This is a genomic window from Pseudomonas sp. LBUM1676, assembly GCF_059695605.1.
The window spans coordinates 4,615,158-4,631,841 of sequence record NZ_CP166777.1 but is presented as its reverse complement, the minus strand read 5'-3'; the positions used below and the strand labels follow the sequence as shown (position 1 = coordinate 4,631,841).

Below are 16,684 nucleotides of genomic sequence, written 5' to 3'. Positions count from 1 at the left end.
GGCTTTTTTATGAGTTATGTTTTGAAGGTAAAGGCTATGAAATTGATTAAGTCGATTGCGTTCTCCGGGGTGATGGCGATGTCCCTGAACGTGTTTGCTGAAGGGGGCGGTGACAAGACGTTCGAGAAGATGCTGAGCGCCAACACCACAGCCATGGAGCAATACGCCGCCGACCGGGGCAAGCGCGCTCCGGAGGTTAAAGACTATGAATACGGGATGAAACTTGATGTGGTCAAGGTGGTGAGCGTTGTGCGGCCGGCGGTGGCGTGTGCTGTGGTACCTACCGCCATGACTTATGAGGACTCACAGGGGGAACTGAATACGATCAAGTACAGCGTGGCGGGGGATTGCCGTCAGCGCGGTGGTTGAGAAATGTGATAGTCGAGTAGCCCGGCTCATGTTGAATGAGTCGGGTTTTTTATTGGGTTGTTTTGCGGGGTCATAAAAAAGGCGCCCCGAAGGACGCCAAAGGATTCACCTCTTACCAAAGGAGCAAGGAGCTTCTAAAGGTGAATTTGCATCAACAGCGCAGTTAGAGAATGGCGAACGGGTATTCGACAATCACTCGCACTTCATCCAGGTCCGACTCGAACGCTGTGGCGCGGGTATTGGCCTGACGCAGGCGCAATGACAGATCTTTCAGTGGGCCGGTCTGGACCACGTATTTGACTTCGATGTCGCGTTCCCAGCGTTTCTGGTCTGTTAACGGGTTGCCCTCGGCATCGCGGCGCATGTAAACGGCATTGGCGTTGGAATAGTCGGCATCGGTGCCACGGGCGTAACGGGTCATGAACGACAACCCCGGCACGCCATAGCTGCTCATGTCGAGGTCATACCGCACCATCCAGGAACGTTCCTTGGGTGAGTTGAAGTCGCTGTACTGGATGGAGTTGTCGAGGAAGATCGAATCGGATTGGCGCAGATAATCAAAGTCGTCATTGCCGTTGTTGCGCTGATGCGAAAGAGCAACGGAGTGCGCGCCGAATTTCACCCCGACCCGGCCGCTCCAGATGTTGTTGTCGAACTCGCCGAGCAGCTGTTTGCCTTCGTCGACCGCCTTGTAATAGTTCAGGCCACCAAACAGCGACAGGTCATCCGACAGCGGGTAAGTCCACGCGCTGCCTGCGTAATATTGATTCCAGGCATCCTTGAGACGGCTGGAGTACAGGCTGAAGCTGAGGTTGTTGTTGAGTGCGTAGTCGCCACCGAAGTAGCCAATCCACGGCGAATTGACCGGGCCCGCGTAGAACGTCGCGAAGTTTTCGCGCATGTCGCTGGAAACCGGTTGGCTCATCGCATGCAGGCGACCGCCCTGGACTGACAGGCCTTCGATACTGGTATTGGTGGCCGTGACACCCCGGAAGCTTTCCGGCAAAAGCCTGGAGTCACCCGCCGCGACGACCGGATTGGAGGGAAATACATCGCCAACTTTAACCACCGTATCAAAGGCCCGCACTTTCGCGGCGCCCCCGACCTTGGTGTATTCGTCCCGCGCCTGGCCTTCACTGTTGACCGGCAGTACGTCGAACGAACTGCGGCCTCCGTTGCGGCCATCACCGGTATCAAGCTTTAACCCGATCATCGCAAACGCATCGACACCCACCCCGAAGGTGCCCTGGGTAAACCCGGATTCAAACTTGCTGATGATCGCGTGCGCCCAGGCCTCGGAATAACCATTGCCGGTCGGACTGGACTGGCCGTTACGGTGATCGCGATTGAAGTAGTAGTTACGGTTGAGCACGGTCAGGCTACTGCCCTCGATAAACCCCTCGGCTTTATCTTCCGCAAACACCATGGTCGGCCCCGAACCGACCACAACGGCTAAAGCCGCCATCGACATTTTTGTATTGTTAACCATCAAGCACTCCTTGGGATCGGCAGAACTGGAACGTTCTTCGGCGTGGGTTTTATTGTTCGGCGGGAGGGCAGGGCCCACCCGCGTGGTCGCCGGGTGACATCGTTGCAATCTGCGGATAACGCCAAGGTGATGGGGTTATTACAATTTCGTCATGTGCGTGGGTACGTCACGTGGTGTGAACAAGTCTGGTACGCGCGAGCCCGAAGGCCAGGCCGGCCCACAGTCCGCTTTCGCGAGCAGGCTCGCTCCCACAGGGATCAGTGTGCATCTGCGAGAGACAGGTCTGCTGCAAGGTCGCCTTGCTTTTGCTTTGCTTTGCTTTGCTTTGCTTTGCTTTGCTTTGCTTTGCTTTGCTTTGCTTTGCTTTGCTTTGCTTTGCTTTGCTTTGCTTTGCTTTGCTTTGCTTTGCTTTGCTTTGCTTTGCTTTGCTTTGCTTTGCTTTGCTTTGCTTTGCTTTGCTTTGGCTTTTGATCTTCTTGCCCCCTCACGCCCTGAGCCTGTCCGTCAACCTGTGAGTGCCTCCATCGGCGCCTCTACCAACGTTGATCCGCGCCGCGTTAAAGCCTGCAAGTAAGCCTTTTCGTCATAGACGGTGCTGGTTTTCCAGCACCGATAGACGATTCTGATCCACTTAAAAGCGAGTGCTCTCAGGGCCGCCTGGTAGATGCGATCGCCCTTGCTGGTCTGCTTAAGTGTCAGCCATTTGCCGGCAGGACATTGATATCGATCCTGCGCTGCATCGTAGGTAAACACGGTTCGGTCGAAGAACGCCTGTTCCTTGCCGCTGGAGTTACTTGACCGATTCGGCGGTACATAAACCGTGATGTTCTCATCCTCACAAGCCTGGAACTGCTTGCCATTCGAGTAGCCCGCATCGGCAGTGACCGTCAACTCATCTTGCGACAGTTGTTCCTTGGCGGCCTTGACCGTAGGCTCAAGTTGCTTGCGATCATCGCTGTCCTGAGTAATTTCATGATGCAGGATCAGGCAATGCTCAGCGTCTACGGCGGTTTGCACGTTGTACGCGACCCGTGGCCCTTTATGCGTTCGCATCATTCGGGCATCGCTTTCGTGGGTATTGAATTGTTCAAGCTCCATTGATTTCATCAGTGCCTGGCACGTCAGGTTATTGGAGTGCCTGACTTCAAGTTGCGCCAAAGCCGTCTTGACCGCACTGCGGTCAACCACCTCATTGGATTCGGATCTATCTGCCTCATCCAGCTCAGCCAGGTATTGGGCAATGCGTTTATCCAGTTTCTGCTCCTGGTGCTTGAGCCGCTTCAAATTCATATGGCGCCGCGAGGAAGCAACCGCCTGAAACTTGCTGCCATCGATGGCCACAAGCTCGCCTGCGATGAGACCCACCGTGCGGCAAAACTGGACGAAGGCACGACAGGTAGCGATAAACGCAGCTTTGTTGTTTTTGCGAAAGTCGGCGATGGTCTTGAAGTCGGGTTTGAGCCGGTTGATCAACCACATCACTTCGATGTTGCTGGCACTCGGCTTCGAGCCGCCGGGATGAGCGAATCCGTTGGAAATAGCCGTAGAGAAACAGCTTGAGCTGGTCGGCAGGATCGTAAGAGGGGCGCCCGGTACCTTTTGGTAAGGCTTTATCGAAACCCGAACGCACAAGATCGAGCTTGGCGACGTAGGTGTCGATAACACGAACGAGGTGATCCTCGGGGATCAACTCTTCCAGCTAGACCGGGAACAGGCTGGTCTGGCTGCGGGACTCTCCTTGGATGTAGGCCATAACGAAAAATGCTCCGTATCTTTCGATACGGAGCATTTTCTTTGATCACCAGGCAGATTGCTAGGTTTTCACACAGTCTGGAAAGGTGCCGTTTTTGTAGGGGGTTGTGCCACCGCTATCGCCAGCAAGCCGGCTCCTACAGGTTTTGCGTTGCGCCACAATTCGTTCATCCAGCAATAATCCCTGCGCCGCGCCACAATGCATTCGTCCAGCCACAATCCCCTGTAGGAGCTGGCTTGCCAGCGAAGAGGCCATCCCAGACAACAAAGCTCTCCAGCCTGAACGCAATCATCAGCACAACAGGTCACCTGTGCCTGTGCCAGGGTACTTGAGGAAAGGATGCTCTTCAGGGTTGAGGCTTATTAAGCCGACCATCCAGGCCAAAAGGCTCTTGCAGCACCAGCTCGTATAAGCCATTAGCCTTTTGCGGGTTCATCAGCAAATTCCAGCTATGCGGCGACACGCTGGAAGGCACCAATACAAAGGGATGCTGGTTCAGCAGGTCAGCACCGAACTGTTGCTGGCTGCGGCTAGGCGTGCCGGGTACCAACCAATTAGGGTTTGCAATGCCGTCGGGCTGCACCACATAAATCCTCGACGGGTCCAGCACACGGGCCTGCGTCAGGCGATGGGGCTTGCAGTCCAACGCATCGAAATCCTTGTGTACGGCCACCTCAAGAATCGCCGTAGAGGCATCCAGGCTGGCATATACCGTGGCCATGCCTTTAGGGTTCCAGCGTCCACCCACCTTTTCTGCTCCCACACCCAAATGCCAGGTGGGGGCATACTCAGCAGCGTCAAGGCGCCAGAAGTGAATCTCACTGCTCAAAGGGTCTTTAGCCATCAATAGACCCCGTACTCGATGCGCGTCAGAAAGTCAGTCACCAGCTCATAACCCACCGAGTTGGAAATCAACTCAATGGGCATCTCACCATCCAGGCCGCGAGCAGGTTTGACCATCCATTGCTCGGCCAGCTCACGCGAGCCCAACACATCGGTGGCCTTCTCCAACACCTCGGCATAATAGAGTGCGCGCGTGCTTTGCTCGGAGGTCAAGACTTCTTCCGGGGATTTCAACCGTCGGGCCAGCGTGCGATCAGATGCGCCCACGATCCTCGACAGCACGCCATGACGTTTGTAAACGTCACTGTGTTCAATCATGTCAATCACCGACTGAAGCGGGAAGCCGTTTCTTACGGCCCGATAAATCTCCATACGATCATCACTCACGTCGCCGTGGAGCAATATCGCAACCATGTGTGTGGAGCGAGGTGTATCAGTCAATGCCACCGCAGGCTGGTTGTTTTTCAAACGCGCCAAGGCCGCTTCAGCGTTGCGCGATTTAGCTGTACCGACTCGATCGACTCTTACGCGGGCCCCATCGGTTGGTTCGATTTTCTTCTTGGCACTCATGGTAGCCTCCGGCGTACAGACATCTGGCATTTACTATAATGCCAAATGGCAGAAAACACCTAGATCTTCATTGACCAGCATTGAGAACCCCAATGCTTACCAATGAAGTACTACGACAAATACTGAACACAGTTTTGCCTCGTCACCATGGGTGCAAACACCACAGATCCCTGTGGGAGCTGGCTTGCCAGCGAAGAGGCCATCCCGGACCACAAAGCTCTCCAGCCCTTTGCACCGCTGAATTACTGGTATAGGGATCGCAAAGAGCCTTCAAAAGCATCAAGCATTTCGTTGGATAATGGCGCGTCGAAGTCTGCGGGAATCACCCGTTTTACTTTCATTGCTCCAATGCGTTGGTAACTGGGTTCAGCATCACTCAGACGCTCAACAGCCAACCCATCAAAGCCTTCTGCCGGTTCAAAAAAGCTGTCACGTTTCATTTTCGTTCTCGCGTTGATTTTGTGACAGTTAGCCGAAGCCACTGCGGCCGGGACTATTCAATCGGGTCAAGCCGATCCAGCGCCCGGTTCACCGCCAGCTCACCCAGCATGATGACTTGCGCGATGCCTAATAGGGTATTGCGCCTGGGCCCATCCGTGTGGTCCGCCAAATCCATCGTCATGACATTGGCCGAGGCCAGCGACTCGCAGGCATGGGCCAGCAGGGTTCCGGTATCGAGTTCCGGGTTGACGATGAACATGGTGCCGGGAGTGCGCGGGTTGTCCATGATGGGGACGTCCGGCTTTGGGTGATAGTCGAGGGCGTGCTCGGCGGCGTCGAGGGTTTCGTACGGAGATGCCGGATCGGTGTCCGGCGGGTTGGGTGTGACTTTGAACATGGCAAATCCTCGTTTACTGGTGAGGCTGCCACATTCGTTTCCAAGCGAAGGGGTGGCAGCTGTACGCAGGTTGGAAAACCAGGGTAAACGAGCCCGGCAGACCCAGAAGGTCTCCCACGCACAGCCGCCATAACGAAATGCACATAGTGCGAAAGAGTACGTTATGAAGAGTGCCTTAGTGTCGTTTACCCGTCGGGTTTCCAAGCCCGGCCGCTAAATGTTCAGCGGCGCGGAAACGATAGAACCAAGGCTCACGGCGCACAAGCCGGCGGATTCTGTCTTACCTGTAGGTAACGCCGCAAGATGTTGTGGCTTTTCACGAAGTAATTTTCGAAACGATTAAACAGGCGTGTTTAAATTTCTTTGAACGCCGCACAGGTCAGTAGGGTATTCACACAGTCTGGGAAGGTGTCGTTGTTTAGTCTATCAATCGGGCTGCGCTCTCTCGTGAAAGAAACACCACAGACACCGCGCTTACATTTCACGGAAAGTTACATTTTGAAACTTCCGCTGTAGGAAATTGGTTGTCTGTTATTACGAAAATTCCTATTCGTTCATTTGGCTGTGCCATTGGATTGCTTTCAGCACGCGTTTCACCGTCTTATTCGTCGTCGTCCAATATTCTCTCTGTTCAGCGCTTCTGACGAGATGAGAAGGGAAGGCAATTCAAATCGATGACGATAAGGACGTTTGCAAATGAATGCCCCTCTGCACCCCTTGTATACCAACGAAGTTTCTCCTGAATTTCTCCGCAGTCTGAACGACTCGCCGTTCACGGAACAGCAAGTTGCGCAATTCGGCGAACAGGCCCAGGCAATCATCCGTCAGCAGCAGGATTACGCTATCGCTCATCCTCCCGTCGCTGTTTACCGGTGGGCAACCGAGGGCAGTCAAACCCGTAACGGCGGAGTGGTCCAACAAGCGACAGCGCCGATGGAGTTCAGGTTGGATAACGGTCAACAAGTGCGCGTAGCGCAGAAAGGCGATTACGTCATGTATGCCGATGGCAGTGCGGCGCAGATCGTAACAGCCTCAGGAGAAGGATTTGGCCATTTAGCGCTGGTTGGCAGCCGTCTCAGCAACGGCGACGAGATCATCAATACGCCGCAAGGCAGTGGCTTGGTCATTTCGCGTGACGGGGTGCCGATGGCAGAGGACTTTCTGCCATCTATCGAGGGCTGATTTATGAGGCATGACGCTGCTCTTTTAATGTGTCGCGCTCTCACAAATATTCTCAACGCTGACGGTCGCAATCTACGGTCGAAAACATCCTGAACTCAGTCGCATGAAATGGAGAAGTACATCAATGAATGAAGGTTATTTTATTGGCTTGGATGACAAGACCACCTGCGGTGGCAAAGTCCTGGATGGCGATACCAGAGTCATGATGTATGGCCTCGCTCATGCTCGCGAAGGCGATCGGGTCACTTGTGGAGAGGACGGGAAGACTTATCGAATCGTCGGTGGCATTTCGCACATGATCAGTCATGGCAAGCACGTGGCTGGCACGCTGGACAGCTACAGCAATTGTCCCTGTAAAGCGCAACTGATCCCTTCGGTATTCACGGCCACCTATCAGAATGAAGCACGTCCTGCGCGGAATGCCACACATAGCGCCGCTCAACCGAACTCTCCTATGGCGGCACGGCATTCGGTAGCGCCGCGTCAATCCGGTTTCGTCCCTTCAAGCCCTCCAGCACCAGCGGTATTCAACAGCGCAGAGCCTCAGGAACCTGGCTTCTATGTCGTGCCCAAAAGCATGACCCGCGAAGCATTGGAAGCGACGCTGTTCCCCACGCGCAACCCGGCCGTGATGAGCAAGTTTCAGGCGCTCAACCCCCGGTCAGGCGACATCAAAGCAGGTTCGATGATCGTGCTGAGCGATCCGGATAACACCTCCTGCACCTATCAGGAAGCGCTGCTGATGCAGACTGCTCAACAGGTCAAGGCTGACCTTGATCCACTGACACCGGAGGAAGCCGATTTCATGTTCCGTCACGCTGCTGAAATCGCCAGTTTTACCGGTCGGACCTCGACCTGGCTTGGCGTCAGCGCGATGGTGATGGAAAAACACCTGACCAGCCTGCGCGATACCCTTCAAGCCATGGAGCGCCTGCATCAGGACACCTATCGCCAACACGGCCACCTCAGATCGCCGCAGTTCTTCGCCGAGCGGCAGCGTCTGCTCGCCCAGCTGGATGCACATCTGCTGAATTCCACTCGCCTGCGTGGGCAGACGACCTTGGGTGATCATCCCAAATTGAAGACGGCTCTCGGTATTTCCAGTCGCAGCTTGGTGCATCACTGGGACAAGGCCGGGGGGCCGGGCCAGATACCAGGTTATGCCACCCATGTGAATGCAACCAGCCGTGCAGCCAAATACATGCAGAGTGGTGGTTACATCGGCATTGGCATCGGTGGGGTGTCTTCTCTGTTGAGTATTCAGGAGGTTTGTAATACCGGCTCTGCAGAGGCTTGTGAAAAGGTAAAGTTTACTGAAGGGGGTAAATTTTTTGGGTCTACCGGTGGTGGCATTGCGGGTGGCGAGATAGCTCGACATGCCAGTGGTCCGATCTGCTTGGCGCTTGGAGTCTCTACAGGAGTTGGAGGAGTTATCTGCGTAGCGGCTGTGATAGGTGTTGGCGCATGGGTGGGTACGACTTATGTTGGTACGGGAGGTGAGAGAGCTGGTGAAATTTTGTATGAGAAAACACATCAGTGATAGGGGAGGGATTTTGGACAACTTGGTTAGCTTTCTGGCTTCTAGCAGGCCCAATTCTGCTGATTTATGTACATATTGTATTCAGTCTATACCTGAGTCGGCGTCATCTAGACGCCATGATGCAAGCCTTAAAGAACAGTCGTTACATTTATATTTGGGGCCCCGGCCTGCGGAATCAGGGTTGGTTTGGAGGGTACGTACTAATCAATAAGATTGCCGGGATGGTGGTGTGGCCTAGGGCGTATATCCGCATCGGCGATGTGGACCCCGTCGATATCGAAAATTTCCCTCCTCATCTCAAACGACTTCTACAAACAGACGTAGCGATGCTTGTTGCTAGTGCAATTTGGGTATTGGTTGGCTATGTGCTGATGAAGTTTGAGTAATTTTATGGGTGATCACCCCAAGTTAAAGACGGCCCTCGGCATTTTCAGCCGTAGTCTGGTGCACCATTGGGACAAGGCAGGACTACCGGGGTATTCCACTCATGTGAATGCGATCAGTCGGGCTGCCAAGTACATGAGCACCGGTGGTTACATCGGCATTGGTATTGGTGGAGTTTCTTTGCTGTTGGCCATTCAGGAGGTTTGTAATAGTGGCTCTGGGGCCGCGTGCGAGAAGGTCAGGTATACGGAAGGAGGGAAGTTTGTCGGATCCACCTTTGGTGGTGTTGCGGGTGCAGAGATAGGTAAATATGTCAGTGGACCTATCTGTCTGGCGCTTGGAGTCTCTACAGAAATTGGGGGAGTTGTCTGCGCCGCGACCTTGATAGGTACTGGAGCATGGGTGGGTACGACTTATATGGGTGATGGCGGTGAGTTAATGGGTGAAATTTTATACGAGAAAACCCAGCCATGATGGGAAAGGATTTTTGGATGTCCTGGCTAGCTTTTTGGCTTCTAGCCGGTCCGATTTTGCTGGCCATTGCGAGCACTGCATACAGTCTGTACCTCAGATGGCGTTACCTGGACGCCATGCTGGAGGCCTTGAAAAATAGTCGTTATGTCCAAACCTGGGGTCCAGGTTTGCGGCAGCAGGGGTGGTTTGGGGGCCTCTTGCTGATAGCAAAAATCGCCGGGATGGTGACTATGCCAAGGGTTTCAATGCGTATTGGCGAGCTGGACCCCGAGGATAATAAAAACTTTCCCCCACATTTAAAGCGTCTTTTGAAAATCAAAGCGGTGATGCTGGTTGGCATTGCTGTTTGGGGATTCATTGCGTATGGGCTGATGAAGTTGGAGTGATTTTTGGTGCTTCACCTCAAGCTTAAAACGGCACCCGGCATTTCCAGTCGAAGCCTGGCGCACCACTGGAAGTTAGGTGCGTCAGCGCAGGTGCCAGGCTATGTCACCTATGTAATGTGCCGCCAAGTACAGGCAGGCTGTAACATCGGTATCGGCTTAGCACTTATTCAACTGGTGGGGTCAGTGGCGAGACAAATATGGATGAAGTGCTTGCAGGTAATCCTTCTGGTTGGGAGGAAGGTATAAATGTCCACCAATGCAAATAAAGGGCGTCGCTTTTATGTTAGGCGCGGACTGCTAACACTATTGCTACTGACATATCTTGTCTGGTATGTCGCTGTCCCGAGGGTCAAAGTCTATTTCTCAGATGAAGGAAGTGGTAAATTGGAATTTGTTCTAAATACTCAGAACGATATCTTTAGAGGGGAGATCTTTCCCGGCGAATCTACAGGAGGGCCTGGTCACCTTTTTCCCGATGATAATTTCTTTATGCGGCTTGACTGGACTGTATCGAATAAAAGTCATTGTATAATGATAAATCCTAACTGGCCGACGACCAATATCTACATTGCAGCGGATGGAACTCTCGACAAAAGTTCCAGCAGCGGAACAGACTTAGAGCAATTAGATAAATGCCCGTAGTCAGCGGGATGCGCAGTATTGGTTTGACCAGTCGGGTGCGCCGAAGCCGAAACTGGCGAATGAGAAGCCTTAGGGGGAGACCGTGAGCTATGCCGCAGTGCTGAAATCGTGGGAGGCGGCGCGTAAGTAAACGGCTGGACCTTGAAATACGAACAGGACCGTAAGGCGCCGTTTTGTAGGGGCCTGTCTCATCGCCATCGCGGGCAAGCCCGCTCCCACAGGGATCTGTGGTGTACGCACCTGGTGTGACGGACGCAAAACGTGTGGGAGCGTGCTTGGTCCGGGCGGCGTTCCGACGAAGAGGCCATCCCTCACGACAGAGATCCCCCGCCTGAAACCTCAGTGCATCGCACCCTCAATCGCAGGAAACCCCAGCCGAAACTCCGTCATCGTCCCCGGGGGACATTGTTGCAATCTGCGGATAACGCCAAGGTGATGGGGTCATTACAATTTCGTAATGTGCGTGTGGTGCAGCCTCTACCGATCAGGTCAGGGCGGCGAGCTGCTCGATGGTTTGTGGAAAGCGTTCAACCAGGCGGATCAGTGTCGTGGCTTGGGCATTTGGCGTTGCCCGTCCCTGTTCCCAGTTTTCGAGGGTTCGGGTGTTGGTGCGCAGATACATGGCGAACACCGACCGGGAAAGGTTGAGTTGTAGGCGGATGGCTACCACTTCCTCGGCAGTGATGGGTACCAGTTTTGGCAGCTGAACCTTGTGGGTCCGCAGCGTGATCTTGCCTTGGCGCTCGTCGGCCAAGGCTTCGAGGCCTTCCATCAGTTCGGAAAAAATGTCACGTTTCATTGTGGGTTCTCGTGTTGATTTCTCTATCCAGCGTTTGGTCTCCAAGGTAGTACCAAGTGCTTGATTCTGGCTGTAGGACGAAACGGACAATTCGGCGAGAGCTTTCGGGGATTGCAGAAGGAGGGCAGGGCAGCGGTAAAAAATCCCACAAACGCAAAAACGGCACCCGAAGGTGCCGTTTCTATTTACTACCGAGTACCGCCTAAACGATCAACCCGCCAACCCCGCCTGCTGAACCAGGTTCAGCAATGGCTGCGGATACAGCCCAAGGAAGAACGCCAGTGCGGCAATCGCCAGCAGCATCACGCCGCCCGCACGTTGTTCCCAATGCAGTTGCGCATCGTGGCGACGCAGGTTCGGTTCCATCAGGTACAGGGTGACCATCACGCGCAGGTAGTAGAAGACGCCGATGGCGCTGCCCAGTACCAGGGAGCCGACCAGCCACCATTGGTGCGACTCGACACCGGTGGCGATGATGTAGAACTTGCCGATGAAGCCCGCGGTCAGCGGGATGCCGGCCAGGGACAGCATCATCACGGTCAGGACGGCGGTCAGGTACGGACGGCGCCAGAACAGGCCGCGGTATTCGTACAGGGCATCCGCGTCACGGCCGTTGTACGGCGAGGACATCAGGGTGATCACGCCGAAAGCGCCGAGGCTGGTGATCACGTAGGTGACCAGGTACACGCCGATGGCTTCCACGGCCAGACCCTTGCTCGCCACCAGGGCGATCAGCAGGTAACCGAAGTGGGCGATGGACGAGTAACCCAGCAGACGCTTGAGGTTGCTCTGGGTCAGTGCCAGCAGGTTACCGAACAGGATCGACGCGATGGCGATGATGGTCAGCACGTCGCTCAGCACACCGCTGCTTGCAGCCGGCGAGATCTGGAACAGACGCACCATCACCGCGAACACGGCGACTTTCGACGCGGTGGCCAGGAACGCCGCCACCGGTGCCGGAGCACCTTCGTAAACGTCCGGGGTCCAGAGGTGGAAGGGCACCAGCGACAGCTTGAACGCCAGGCCGATCAGCATCATGCCCAGGCCCAGTTGCGCCAGCGAACTTGGCAGGCCGGTGGCCGCCAGGGCCTGGCCGATGCCGTTGAAGCTCAGGCTGCCGGAGTCGGCATACAGCAGGGCCATACCGAACAACAGGAACGCGGAACCGGCGGCCGACAGCACCATGTACTTGATGCCGGCTTCCAGCGAACGCTTGTTGAAGAAGGCGTAAGCCACCAGACCGTAGACCGGCACCGACAACAGTTCCAGACCGATGAACAACCCGGCCAGGTGCTGCGCGCTGACCAGCACCAGGCCACCGGCGGCGGCCATCAGGATCAGCAGGTACAGTTCTTCACGGTTGCCCGGGTAACCCGAACCGCCATCGCCGAGGTAGGCGTGGGCGAGGGTCACACAGGCGAGGGTGGCGACCAGGATCAGCGCCATGTACAAGCAGGCGAAGCTATCGATCTGCAGCAGTGGAGTCACAGCCAACGGTGCGACTTTCAGGGCTGGCAGGATCGACAGCAGCGCCAGGTTCAGACCTGCCACGGAAATCAGGAAGGTCTGCGAGTGGTTGCGGCGCCAGGCAATCGCCAGCATCACCACGATGATCGTGGCGCTGGTGATCAACAACGGCGCTAGCGCGATAAAGTGTTGAGTCGTGAATTCCATAGCGCTCTTACCGGGCCGAAGCGAGTTGAGTGAAGGCGGTGCCGAGCCATTGCTGCACGCCATGCATCGTAGCGGCAGAGGTATCGAGGAACGGTTGCGGGTACACGCCGATGTAGATCAGCAGCGCCGCCAGACCGACCACCATGATCATTTCGCGACCGTCCATGCCATGAAGCACCGCGTCCGATTTGGCCGGGCCGAAGTACGCACGGTGGATCATGATCAGCGAGTAGACCGAACCGAACACCAGACCGGACGTCGCGATGATGGTGATCCATGGGGCGCTCGGGAACGTGCCGATCAGGATCAGGAACTCACCGACGAAGTTACCGGTACCCGGCAGACCCAGGGACGCGGCGGCGAAGAACAGGCTAAGGGCCGGCAGGTAAGCGATCTTCGACCACAGGCCACCCATTTCACGCATGTCGCGGGTGTGGGTGCGCTCGTACAGCTGACCACTCAGGATAAAGAGTGCCGCGGCCGACAGACCGTGCGCCAGCATCTGCATCACTGCACCCTGCAGCGCCAGTTGGCTGCCGGAGTAGATGCCGATCAGCACGAAGCCCATGTGGGAAACGGACGAGAAGGCAATCAGACGCTTGATGTCGGTTTGCGCGAAGGCCAGGAACGCACCGTAGAAGATCCCGATCAGACCCAGGGTCATGGCGATCGGCGCAAACTCGGCCGAAGCATTCGGGAACAGCGGCAGGGCGAAACGCAGCAGACCATACGCAGCGGTCTTCAACAAGATACCGGCCAGGTCGACCGAACCCGCGGTCGGCGCCTGGGCGTGAGCGTCAGGCAGCCAGGAGTGGAACGGCACCACGGGCAGCTTCACCGCGAAGGCGATGAAGAAGCCGAGCATCAGGATGTACTCGGTGGTCAGCGACATCTTGGTCTTCAACAGGTCGGCGTAGTTGAAGGTAATCACGCCGGTGTCGTTGAAGTTGACCAGTACCAGGCCCAGGATCGCCACCAGCATGATCAGGCCGGAAGCCTGAGTGAAGATGAAGAACTTGGTTGCTGCGTAGATCCGGGTTTTCTTGCCGTCCGAAGAACTGTGACCCCAGAGCGCGATGAGGAAGTACATCGGCACCAGCATCATTTCCCAGAAGAAGAAGAACATGAACAGGTCGAGGGCGAGGAACACGCCGACCACGCCGCCCAGGATCCACATCAGGTTCAGGTGGAAGAAGCCAACGTGACGCTGGATCTCTTTCCACGAGCAGAGTACCGAGAGGACACCCAGCAGACCGGTCAGCATGATCATCAGCAGCGACAGGCCGTCGAGGGCCAGGTGCACGCTGATGCCGAAGCGCTCGATCCAGATGTGCTTGAACTCCCGCACCCAGGTCGGGTCGGCGCCAGGCGCCGGGGCGAATGAATAATCACCGTTGGCCCACAGCCAGAGGCCGAGAGCGAGCAACAGGGACATGGTGATCAGCGCAATCCAGCGGGGGAGGGTAGCGCCGAAGCGCTCACCCATCCAGCACAGCAGGCCGCCGATGAAGGGGATCAGGATTAGCCAAGGCAGAATCATGACGGGCTCAATTCCTTTCGCAAGTTCGCAAGGTTCATATTCAGACCGCTACCAGCACGATGGCGCCGATGACCAGCACGGAGCCGGCTGCCATCGATGCCGCGTACCAACGCAGTTGACCGGTTTCGGTACGGCTCAGGGCGGAGTGACCGCCTTTGGCCATACGCGGGATCAGACCGATGGTCTGGTCCAGCGGGTCTTTGCGCAGTACGTGGCTGATCGCAAGGTATGGCTTGACGAACAGTTTGTCGTAGATCCAGTCGAAGCCCCAGGCAGCGAACCACCAGGCCGAAAGGAAGCGGCCGATGCCGCTGTTGGCAATGGCCGTGACGAAACGCCGCTTGCCGAGGAACAGCAGCGCGGCCAGCAGGATACCGGCTAGGGCGATGGCGCCCGAGGCGATTTCCAGACTGTGCTTGGCGTCGCCGCCAGCATGACCGACGCTTTGTGGCAGCACACCGTGCAGGGGCGGAACGATCATCGCGCCGATGGCGGTGGACAATACGATCAGCACCGACAGTGGCAGCCAGTGAGCGATGCCGTGACCGGCGTGCGCTTCGGTCTTCGCTTCACCGTGGAACGCGATGAAGATCAGGCGGAAGGTGTACAGCGAGGTCATGAACGCACCGACCAGACCTGCATACAGCAGACCCTGGTTGCCGCTGGCGAACGCTTCCCAGAGGATTTCGTCCTTGGAGTAGAAGCCCGCGGTCACCAGTGGCAGGGCCGCCAGGGCCGCACCGCCGACGATGAAGCTGGCGTAGGCCAGTGGCAGTTTTTTCCACAGGCCGCCCATCTTGAAGATGTTCTGCTCGTGATGGCAGGCCACGATCACCGCACCGGACGCAAGGAACAGCAGCGCCTTGAAGAAGGCGTGGGTCATCAGGTGGAAGATCGCGCCATCCCAGGCACCGACGCCCAGGGCCAGGAACATGTAGCCGATCTGGCTCATGGTCGAGTAGGCGAGGATACGTTTGATGTCGGTCTGCACCAGCGCGGCGAAACCGGCCAGCACCAAGGTCACACCGCCGACGATTCCCACCAGATGCAGGATCTCCGGCGCCAGGGTGAACAGACCGTGGGTACGGGCGATCAGGTAGACACCGGCGGTCACCATGGTCGCGGCGTGGATCAGTGCCGAAACCGGAGTAGGACCGGCCATCGCATCCGCCAGCCAGGTTTGCAGCGGCAGTTGTGCGGATTTACCGACAGCACCGCCCAGCAGCATCAGGGTGGCCATGACCATCCAGAAGTCACCGGCCTGGAATTTCTGCGGCGCCAGCACCAGCAGTTCCTGAATGTTCAGCGTGCCCAGTTGCGCGAACAGAATGAACAGGCCGATGGCCATGAACACGTCGCCGATCCGGGTGACGATGAAGGCTTTCAGTGCCGCGTTACCGTTGTTGCGGTTGCTGTAGTAGAAACCGATCAACAGGTACGAGCACAGGCCCACGCCTTCCCAGCCGAAGTACAGGAACAACAGGTTATCGCCCAGCACCAGGAACAGCATGCTGGCGATAAACAGGTTGGTGTAGGCGAAGAAGCGCGAGTAACCGGCTTCACCGCGCATGTACCAGGACGCGAACAGGTGGATCAGGAAGCCGACGCCGACCACCACACCGAGCATGGTCAGGGACAGACCATCCAGGTACAGCGCGAAGTTCGGCGTAAAGCCTTCCACCGCCATCCACTGCCACAGCACTTGCGTGTAGTGGCCGCCTTCGGGTGGGGCGACGTTGAACTGCCAGATCACATAGGCCGTGACGATGGCAGACAGGCCAATGGAACCGACGCCGATCAGCGCGGCAAGGTTTTCCGAGATGCGTCCTCGGGAGAACGACAGCAGCAGGAAACCTATGAGAGGGAATACGAAAGTCAGATAGAGAAGATTCATCCGCGCATCTCGCTGGCAGCGTCGATATCGAGAGTGTGGAAGCGGCGATACAGCTGCAACAGAATCGCCAGGCCGATACTGGCCTCGGCGGCTGCCAGGCTGATCACCAGGATGAACATGATCTGTCCATCCGGCTGACCCCAGCGGCTACCGGCAACGATGAACGCCAAAGCGGAGGCATTCATCATGACCTCCAGGCTCATCAGCACGAAGAGAATGTTGCGCCGGACCATCAGGCCGACCAGACCGAGGCAGAACAGGATGCCGGCAACCGCCAGACCATGCTCCAAAGGGATAGCAGGCATCG

Annotated in this window: 17 protein-coding genes and 1 pseudogene; 6 read left to right on the top strand and 12 right to left on the bottom strand. The window is 56.4% G+C overall.

The genetic code is table 11. The features are described from left to right. Positions 1–36 precede the first annotated feature (36 nt). Positions 37–369, top strand: a complete 333-nt coding sequence (locus ACA041_RS21505; protein WP_497437284.1) for a DUF2790 domain-containing protein — start codon at positions 37–39, stop codon at positions 367–369. Between the two features lie 163 nt (positions 370–532). Here the strand turns inward: ACA041_RS21505 and ACA041_RS21500 are convergent, their stop codons facing one another. The 7 genes and pseudogenes from ACA041_RS21500 to ACA041_RS21470 form a co-directional block, all read right to left on the bottom strand. Continuing rightward, positions 533–1,858, bottom strand: coding sequence for an OprD family porin (locus ACA041_RS21500; protein ID WP_497437282.1), 1,326 nt, complete (start codon positions 1,856–1,858; stop codon positions 533–535). A 257-nt stretch (positions 1,859–2,115) separates the two neighbouring features. Continuing rightward, positions 2,116–2,346 (bottom strand): hypothetical protein, encoded by a 231-nt coding sequence (locus tag ACA041_RS21495; protein WP_497437280.1) that lies wholly within the window; start codon positions 2,344–2,346, stop codon positions 2,116–2,118. 16 nt (positions 2,347–2,362) lie between these two features. Next, positions 2,363–3,557: pseudogene (locus ACA041_RS21490) on the bottom strand (IS1182 family transposase). A 400-nt stretch (positions 3,558–3,957) separates the two neighbouring features. Beyond that, entirely contained in the window at positions 3,958–4,455 is a 498-nt protein-coding gene (locus ACA041_RS21485) for an RES family NAD+ phosphorylase (protein ID WP_497437276.1), read from the bottom strand. Further along, complete coding sequence (locus ACA041_RS21480; RefSeq protein ID WP_497437273.1) at positions 4,455–5,024, bottom strand: Xre family toxin-antitoxin system antitoxin; 570 nt, start codon at positions 5,022–5,024, stop codon at positions 4,455–4,457. The genes ACA041_RS21485 and ACA041_RS21480 overlap by 1 nt, the downstream gene beginning before the upstream one ends. Positions 5,025–5,266: 242 nt before the next feature. After that, positions 5,267–5,464, bottom strand: a complete 198-nt coding sequence (locus tag ACA041_RS21475; protein ID WP_497437268.1) for a hypothetical protein — start codon at positions 5,462–5,464, stop codon at positions 5,267–5,269. 53 nt (positions 5,465–5,517) lie between these two features. Next, on the bottom strand, positions 5,518–5,862 hold the full coding sequence (locus ACA041_RS21470; protein ID WP_497437263.1) for a DUF6124 family protein: 345 nt from the start codon (positions 5,860–5,862) through the stop codon (positions 5,518–5,520). A 696-nt stretch (positions 5,863–6,558) separates the two neighbouring features. On the opposite strand from ACA041_RS21470, the gene ACA041_RS21465 reads away from it, so the two are divergent. The 5 genes from ACA041_RS21465 to ACA041_RS21445 all read left to right on the top strand — a co-directional run bounded on the left by ACA041_RS21465 (position 6,559) and on the right by ACA041_RS21445 (position 10,470). After that, positions 6,559–7,044 (top strand): hypothetical protein, encoded by a 486-nt coding sequence (locus ACA041_RS21465; RefSeq protein WP_497437260.1) that lies wholly within the window; start codon positions 6,559–6,561, stop codon positions 7,042–7,044. Between the two features lie 124 nt (positions 7,045–7,168). Next, positions 7,169–8,584, top strand: coding sequence for a PAAR domain-containing protein (locus tag ACA041_RS21460; protein ID WP_497437258.1), 1,416 nt, complete (start codon positions 7,169–7,171; stop codon positions 8,582–8,584). Between the two features lie 390 nt (positions 8,585–8,974). Further along, positions 8,975–9,442: a hypothetical protein gene (locus ACA041_RS21455; protein ID WP_497437253.1), complete on the top strand. Its 468-nt coding sequence runs from the start codon at positions 8,975–8,977 to the stop codon at positions 9,440–9,442. 17 nt (positions 9,443–9,459) lie between these two features. After that, the gene (locus ACA041_RS21450) at positions 9,460–9,828 is read left to right on the top strand and encodes a hypothetical protein (protein ID WP_497437250.1); all 369 of its coding nucleotides are present in this window, start codon (positions 9,460–9,462) and stop codon (positions 9,826–9,828) included. 246 nt (positions 9,829–10,074) lie between these two features. Next, positions 10,075–10,470 (top strand): hypothetical protein, encoded by a 396-nt coding sequence (locus tag ACA041_RS21445; RefSeq protein WP_497437246.1) that lies wholly within the window; start codon positions 10,075–10,077, stop codon positions 10,468–10,470. A 484-nt stretch (positions 10,471–10,954) separates the two neighbouring features. On the opposite strand, the gene ACA041_RS21440 is transcribed toward ACA041_RS21445, so the two are convergent. From ACA041_RS21440 to nuoK, 5 genes are all read right to left on the bottom strand, one after another. After that, positions 10,955–11,269, bottom strand: coding sequence for a helix-turn-helix domain-containing protein (locus ACA041_RS21440; protein ID WP_128871317.1), 315 nt, complete (start codon positions 11,267–11,269; stop codon positions 10,955–10,957). Between the two features lie 210 nt (positions 11,270–11,479). Next, positions 11,480–12,943, bottom strand: coding sequence for an NADH-quinone oxidoreductase subunit NuoN (gene nuoN / locus ACA041_RS21435; protein ID WP_154854439.1), 1,464 nt, complete (start codon positions 12,941–12,943; stop codon positions 11,480–11,482). 7 nt (positions 12,944–12,950) lie between these two features. Further along, positions 12,951–14,483, bottom strand: coding sequence for an NADH-quinone oxidoreductase subunit M (gene nuoM, locus ACA041_RS21430; protein WP_497437242.1), 1,533 nt, complete (start codon positions 14,481–14,483; stop codon positions 12,951–12,953). A 40-nt stretch (positions 14,484–14,523) separates the two neighbouring features. After that, entirely contained in the window at positions 14,524–16,377 is a 1,854-nt protein-coding gene (gene nuoL, locus ACA041_RS21425; protein WP_497437238.1) for an NADH-quinone oxidoreductase subunit L, read from the bottom strand. Continuing rightward, positions 16,374–16,682, bottom strand: coding sequence for an NADH-quinone oxidoreductase subunit NuoK (gene nuoK / locus ACA041_RS21420; RefSeq protein ID WP_007905077.1), 309 nt, complete (start codon positions 16,680–16,682; stop codon positions 16,374–16,376). The genes nuoL and nuoK overlap by 4 nt, the downstream gene beginning before the upstream one ends. Positions 16,683–16,684 lie beyond the last annotated feature (2 nt).

Excerpts from the sequence above, each read along its gene's own strand:
- ACA041_RS21500 (WP_497437282.1), bottom strand. The coding sequence starts at position 1,858 with ATGGTTAACAATACAAAAATGTCGATGGCGGCTTTAGCCGTTGTGGTC.
- ACA041_RS21450 (WP_497437250.1), top strand. The coding sequence starts at position 9,460 with ATGTCCTGGCTAGCTTTTTGGCTTCTAGCCGGTCCGATTTTGCTGGCC.
- nuoN (WP_154854439.1), bottom strand. The coding sequence starts at position 12,943 with ATGGAATTCACGACTCAACACTTTATCGCGCTAGCGCCGTTGTTGATC.
- nuoL (WP_497437238.1), bottom strand. The coding sequence starts at position 16,377 with ATGAATCTTCTCTATCTGACTTTCGTATTCCCTCTCATAGGTTTCCTG.
- ACA041_RS21505 (WP_497437284.1), top strand. The coding sequence starts at position 37 with ATGAAATTGATTAAGTCGATTGCGTTCTCCGGGGTGATGGCGATGTCC.
- ACA041_RS21440 (WP_128871317.1), bottom strand. The coding sequence starts at position 11,269 with ATGAAACGTGACATTTTTTCCGAACTGATGGAAGGCCTCGAAGCCTTG.
- ACA041_RS21475 (WP_497437268.1), bottom strand. The coding sequence starts at position 5,464 with ATGAAACGTGACAGCTTTTTTGAACCGGCAGAAGGCTTTGATGGGTTG.
- nuoM (WP_497437242.1), bottom strand. The coding sequence starts at position 14,483 with ATGATTCTGCCTTGGCTAATCCTGATCCCCTTCATCGGCGGCCTGCTG.
- ACA041_RS21455 (WP_497437253.1), top strand. The coding sequence starts at position 8,975 with ATGGGTGATCACCCCAAGTTAAAGACGGCCCTCGGCATTTTCAGCCGT.
- nuoK (WP_007905077.1), bottom strand. The coding sequence starts at position 16,682 with ATGCCTGCTATCCCTTTGGAGCATGGTCTGGCGGTTGCCGGCATCCTG.
- ACA041_RS21470 (WP_497437263.1), bottom strand. The coding sequence starts at position 5,862 with ATGTTCAAAGTCACACCCAACCCGCCGGACACCGATCCGGCATCTCCG.
- ACA041_RS21485 (WP_497437276.1), bottom strand. The coding sequence starts at position 4,455 with ATGGCTAAAGACCCTTTGAGCAGTGAGATTCACTTCTGGCGCCTTGAC.
- ACA041_RS21480 (WP_497437273.1), bottom strand. The coding sequence starts at position 5,024 with ATGAGTGCCAAGAAGAAAATCGAACCAACCGATGGGGCCCGCGTAAGA.
- ACA041_RS21460 (WP_497437258.1), top strand. The coding sequence starts at position 7,169 with ATGAATGAAGGTTATTTTATTGGCTTGGATGACAAGACCACCTGCGGT.
- ACA041_RS21465 (WP_497437260.1), top strand. The coding sequence starts at position 6,559 with ATGAATGCCCCTCTGCACCCCTTGTATACCAACGAAGTTTCTCCTGAA.
- ACA041_RS21445 (WP_497437246.1), top strand. The coding sequence starts at position 10,075 with ATGTCCACCAATGCAAATAAAGGGCGTCGCTTTTATGTTAGGCGCGGA.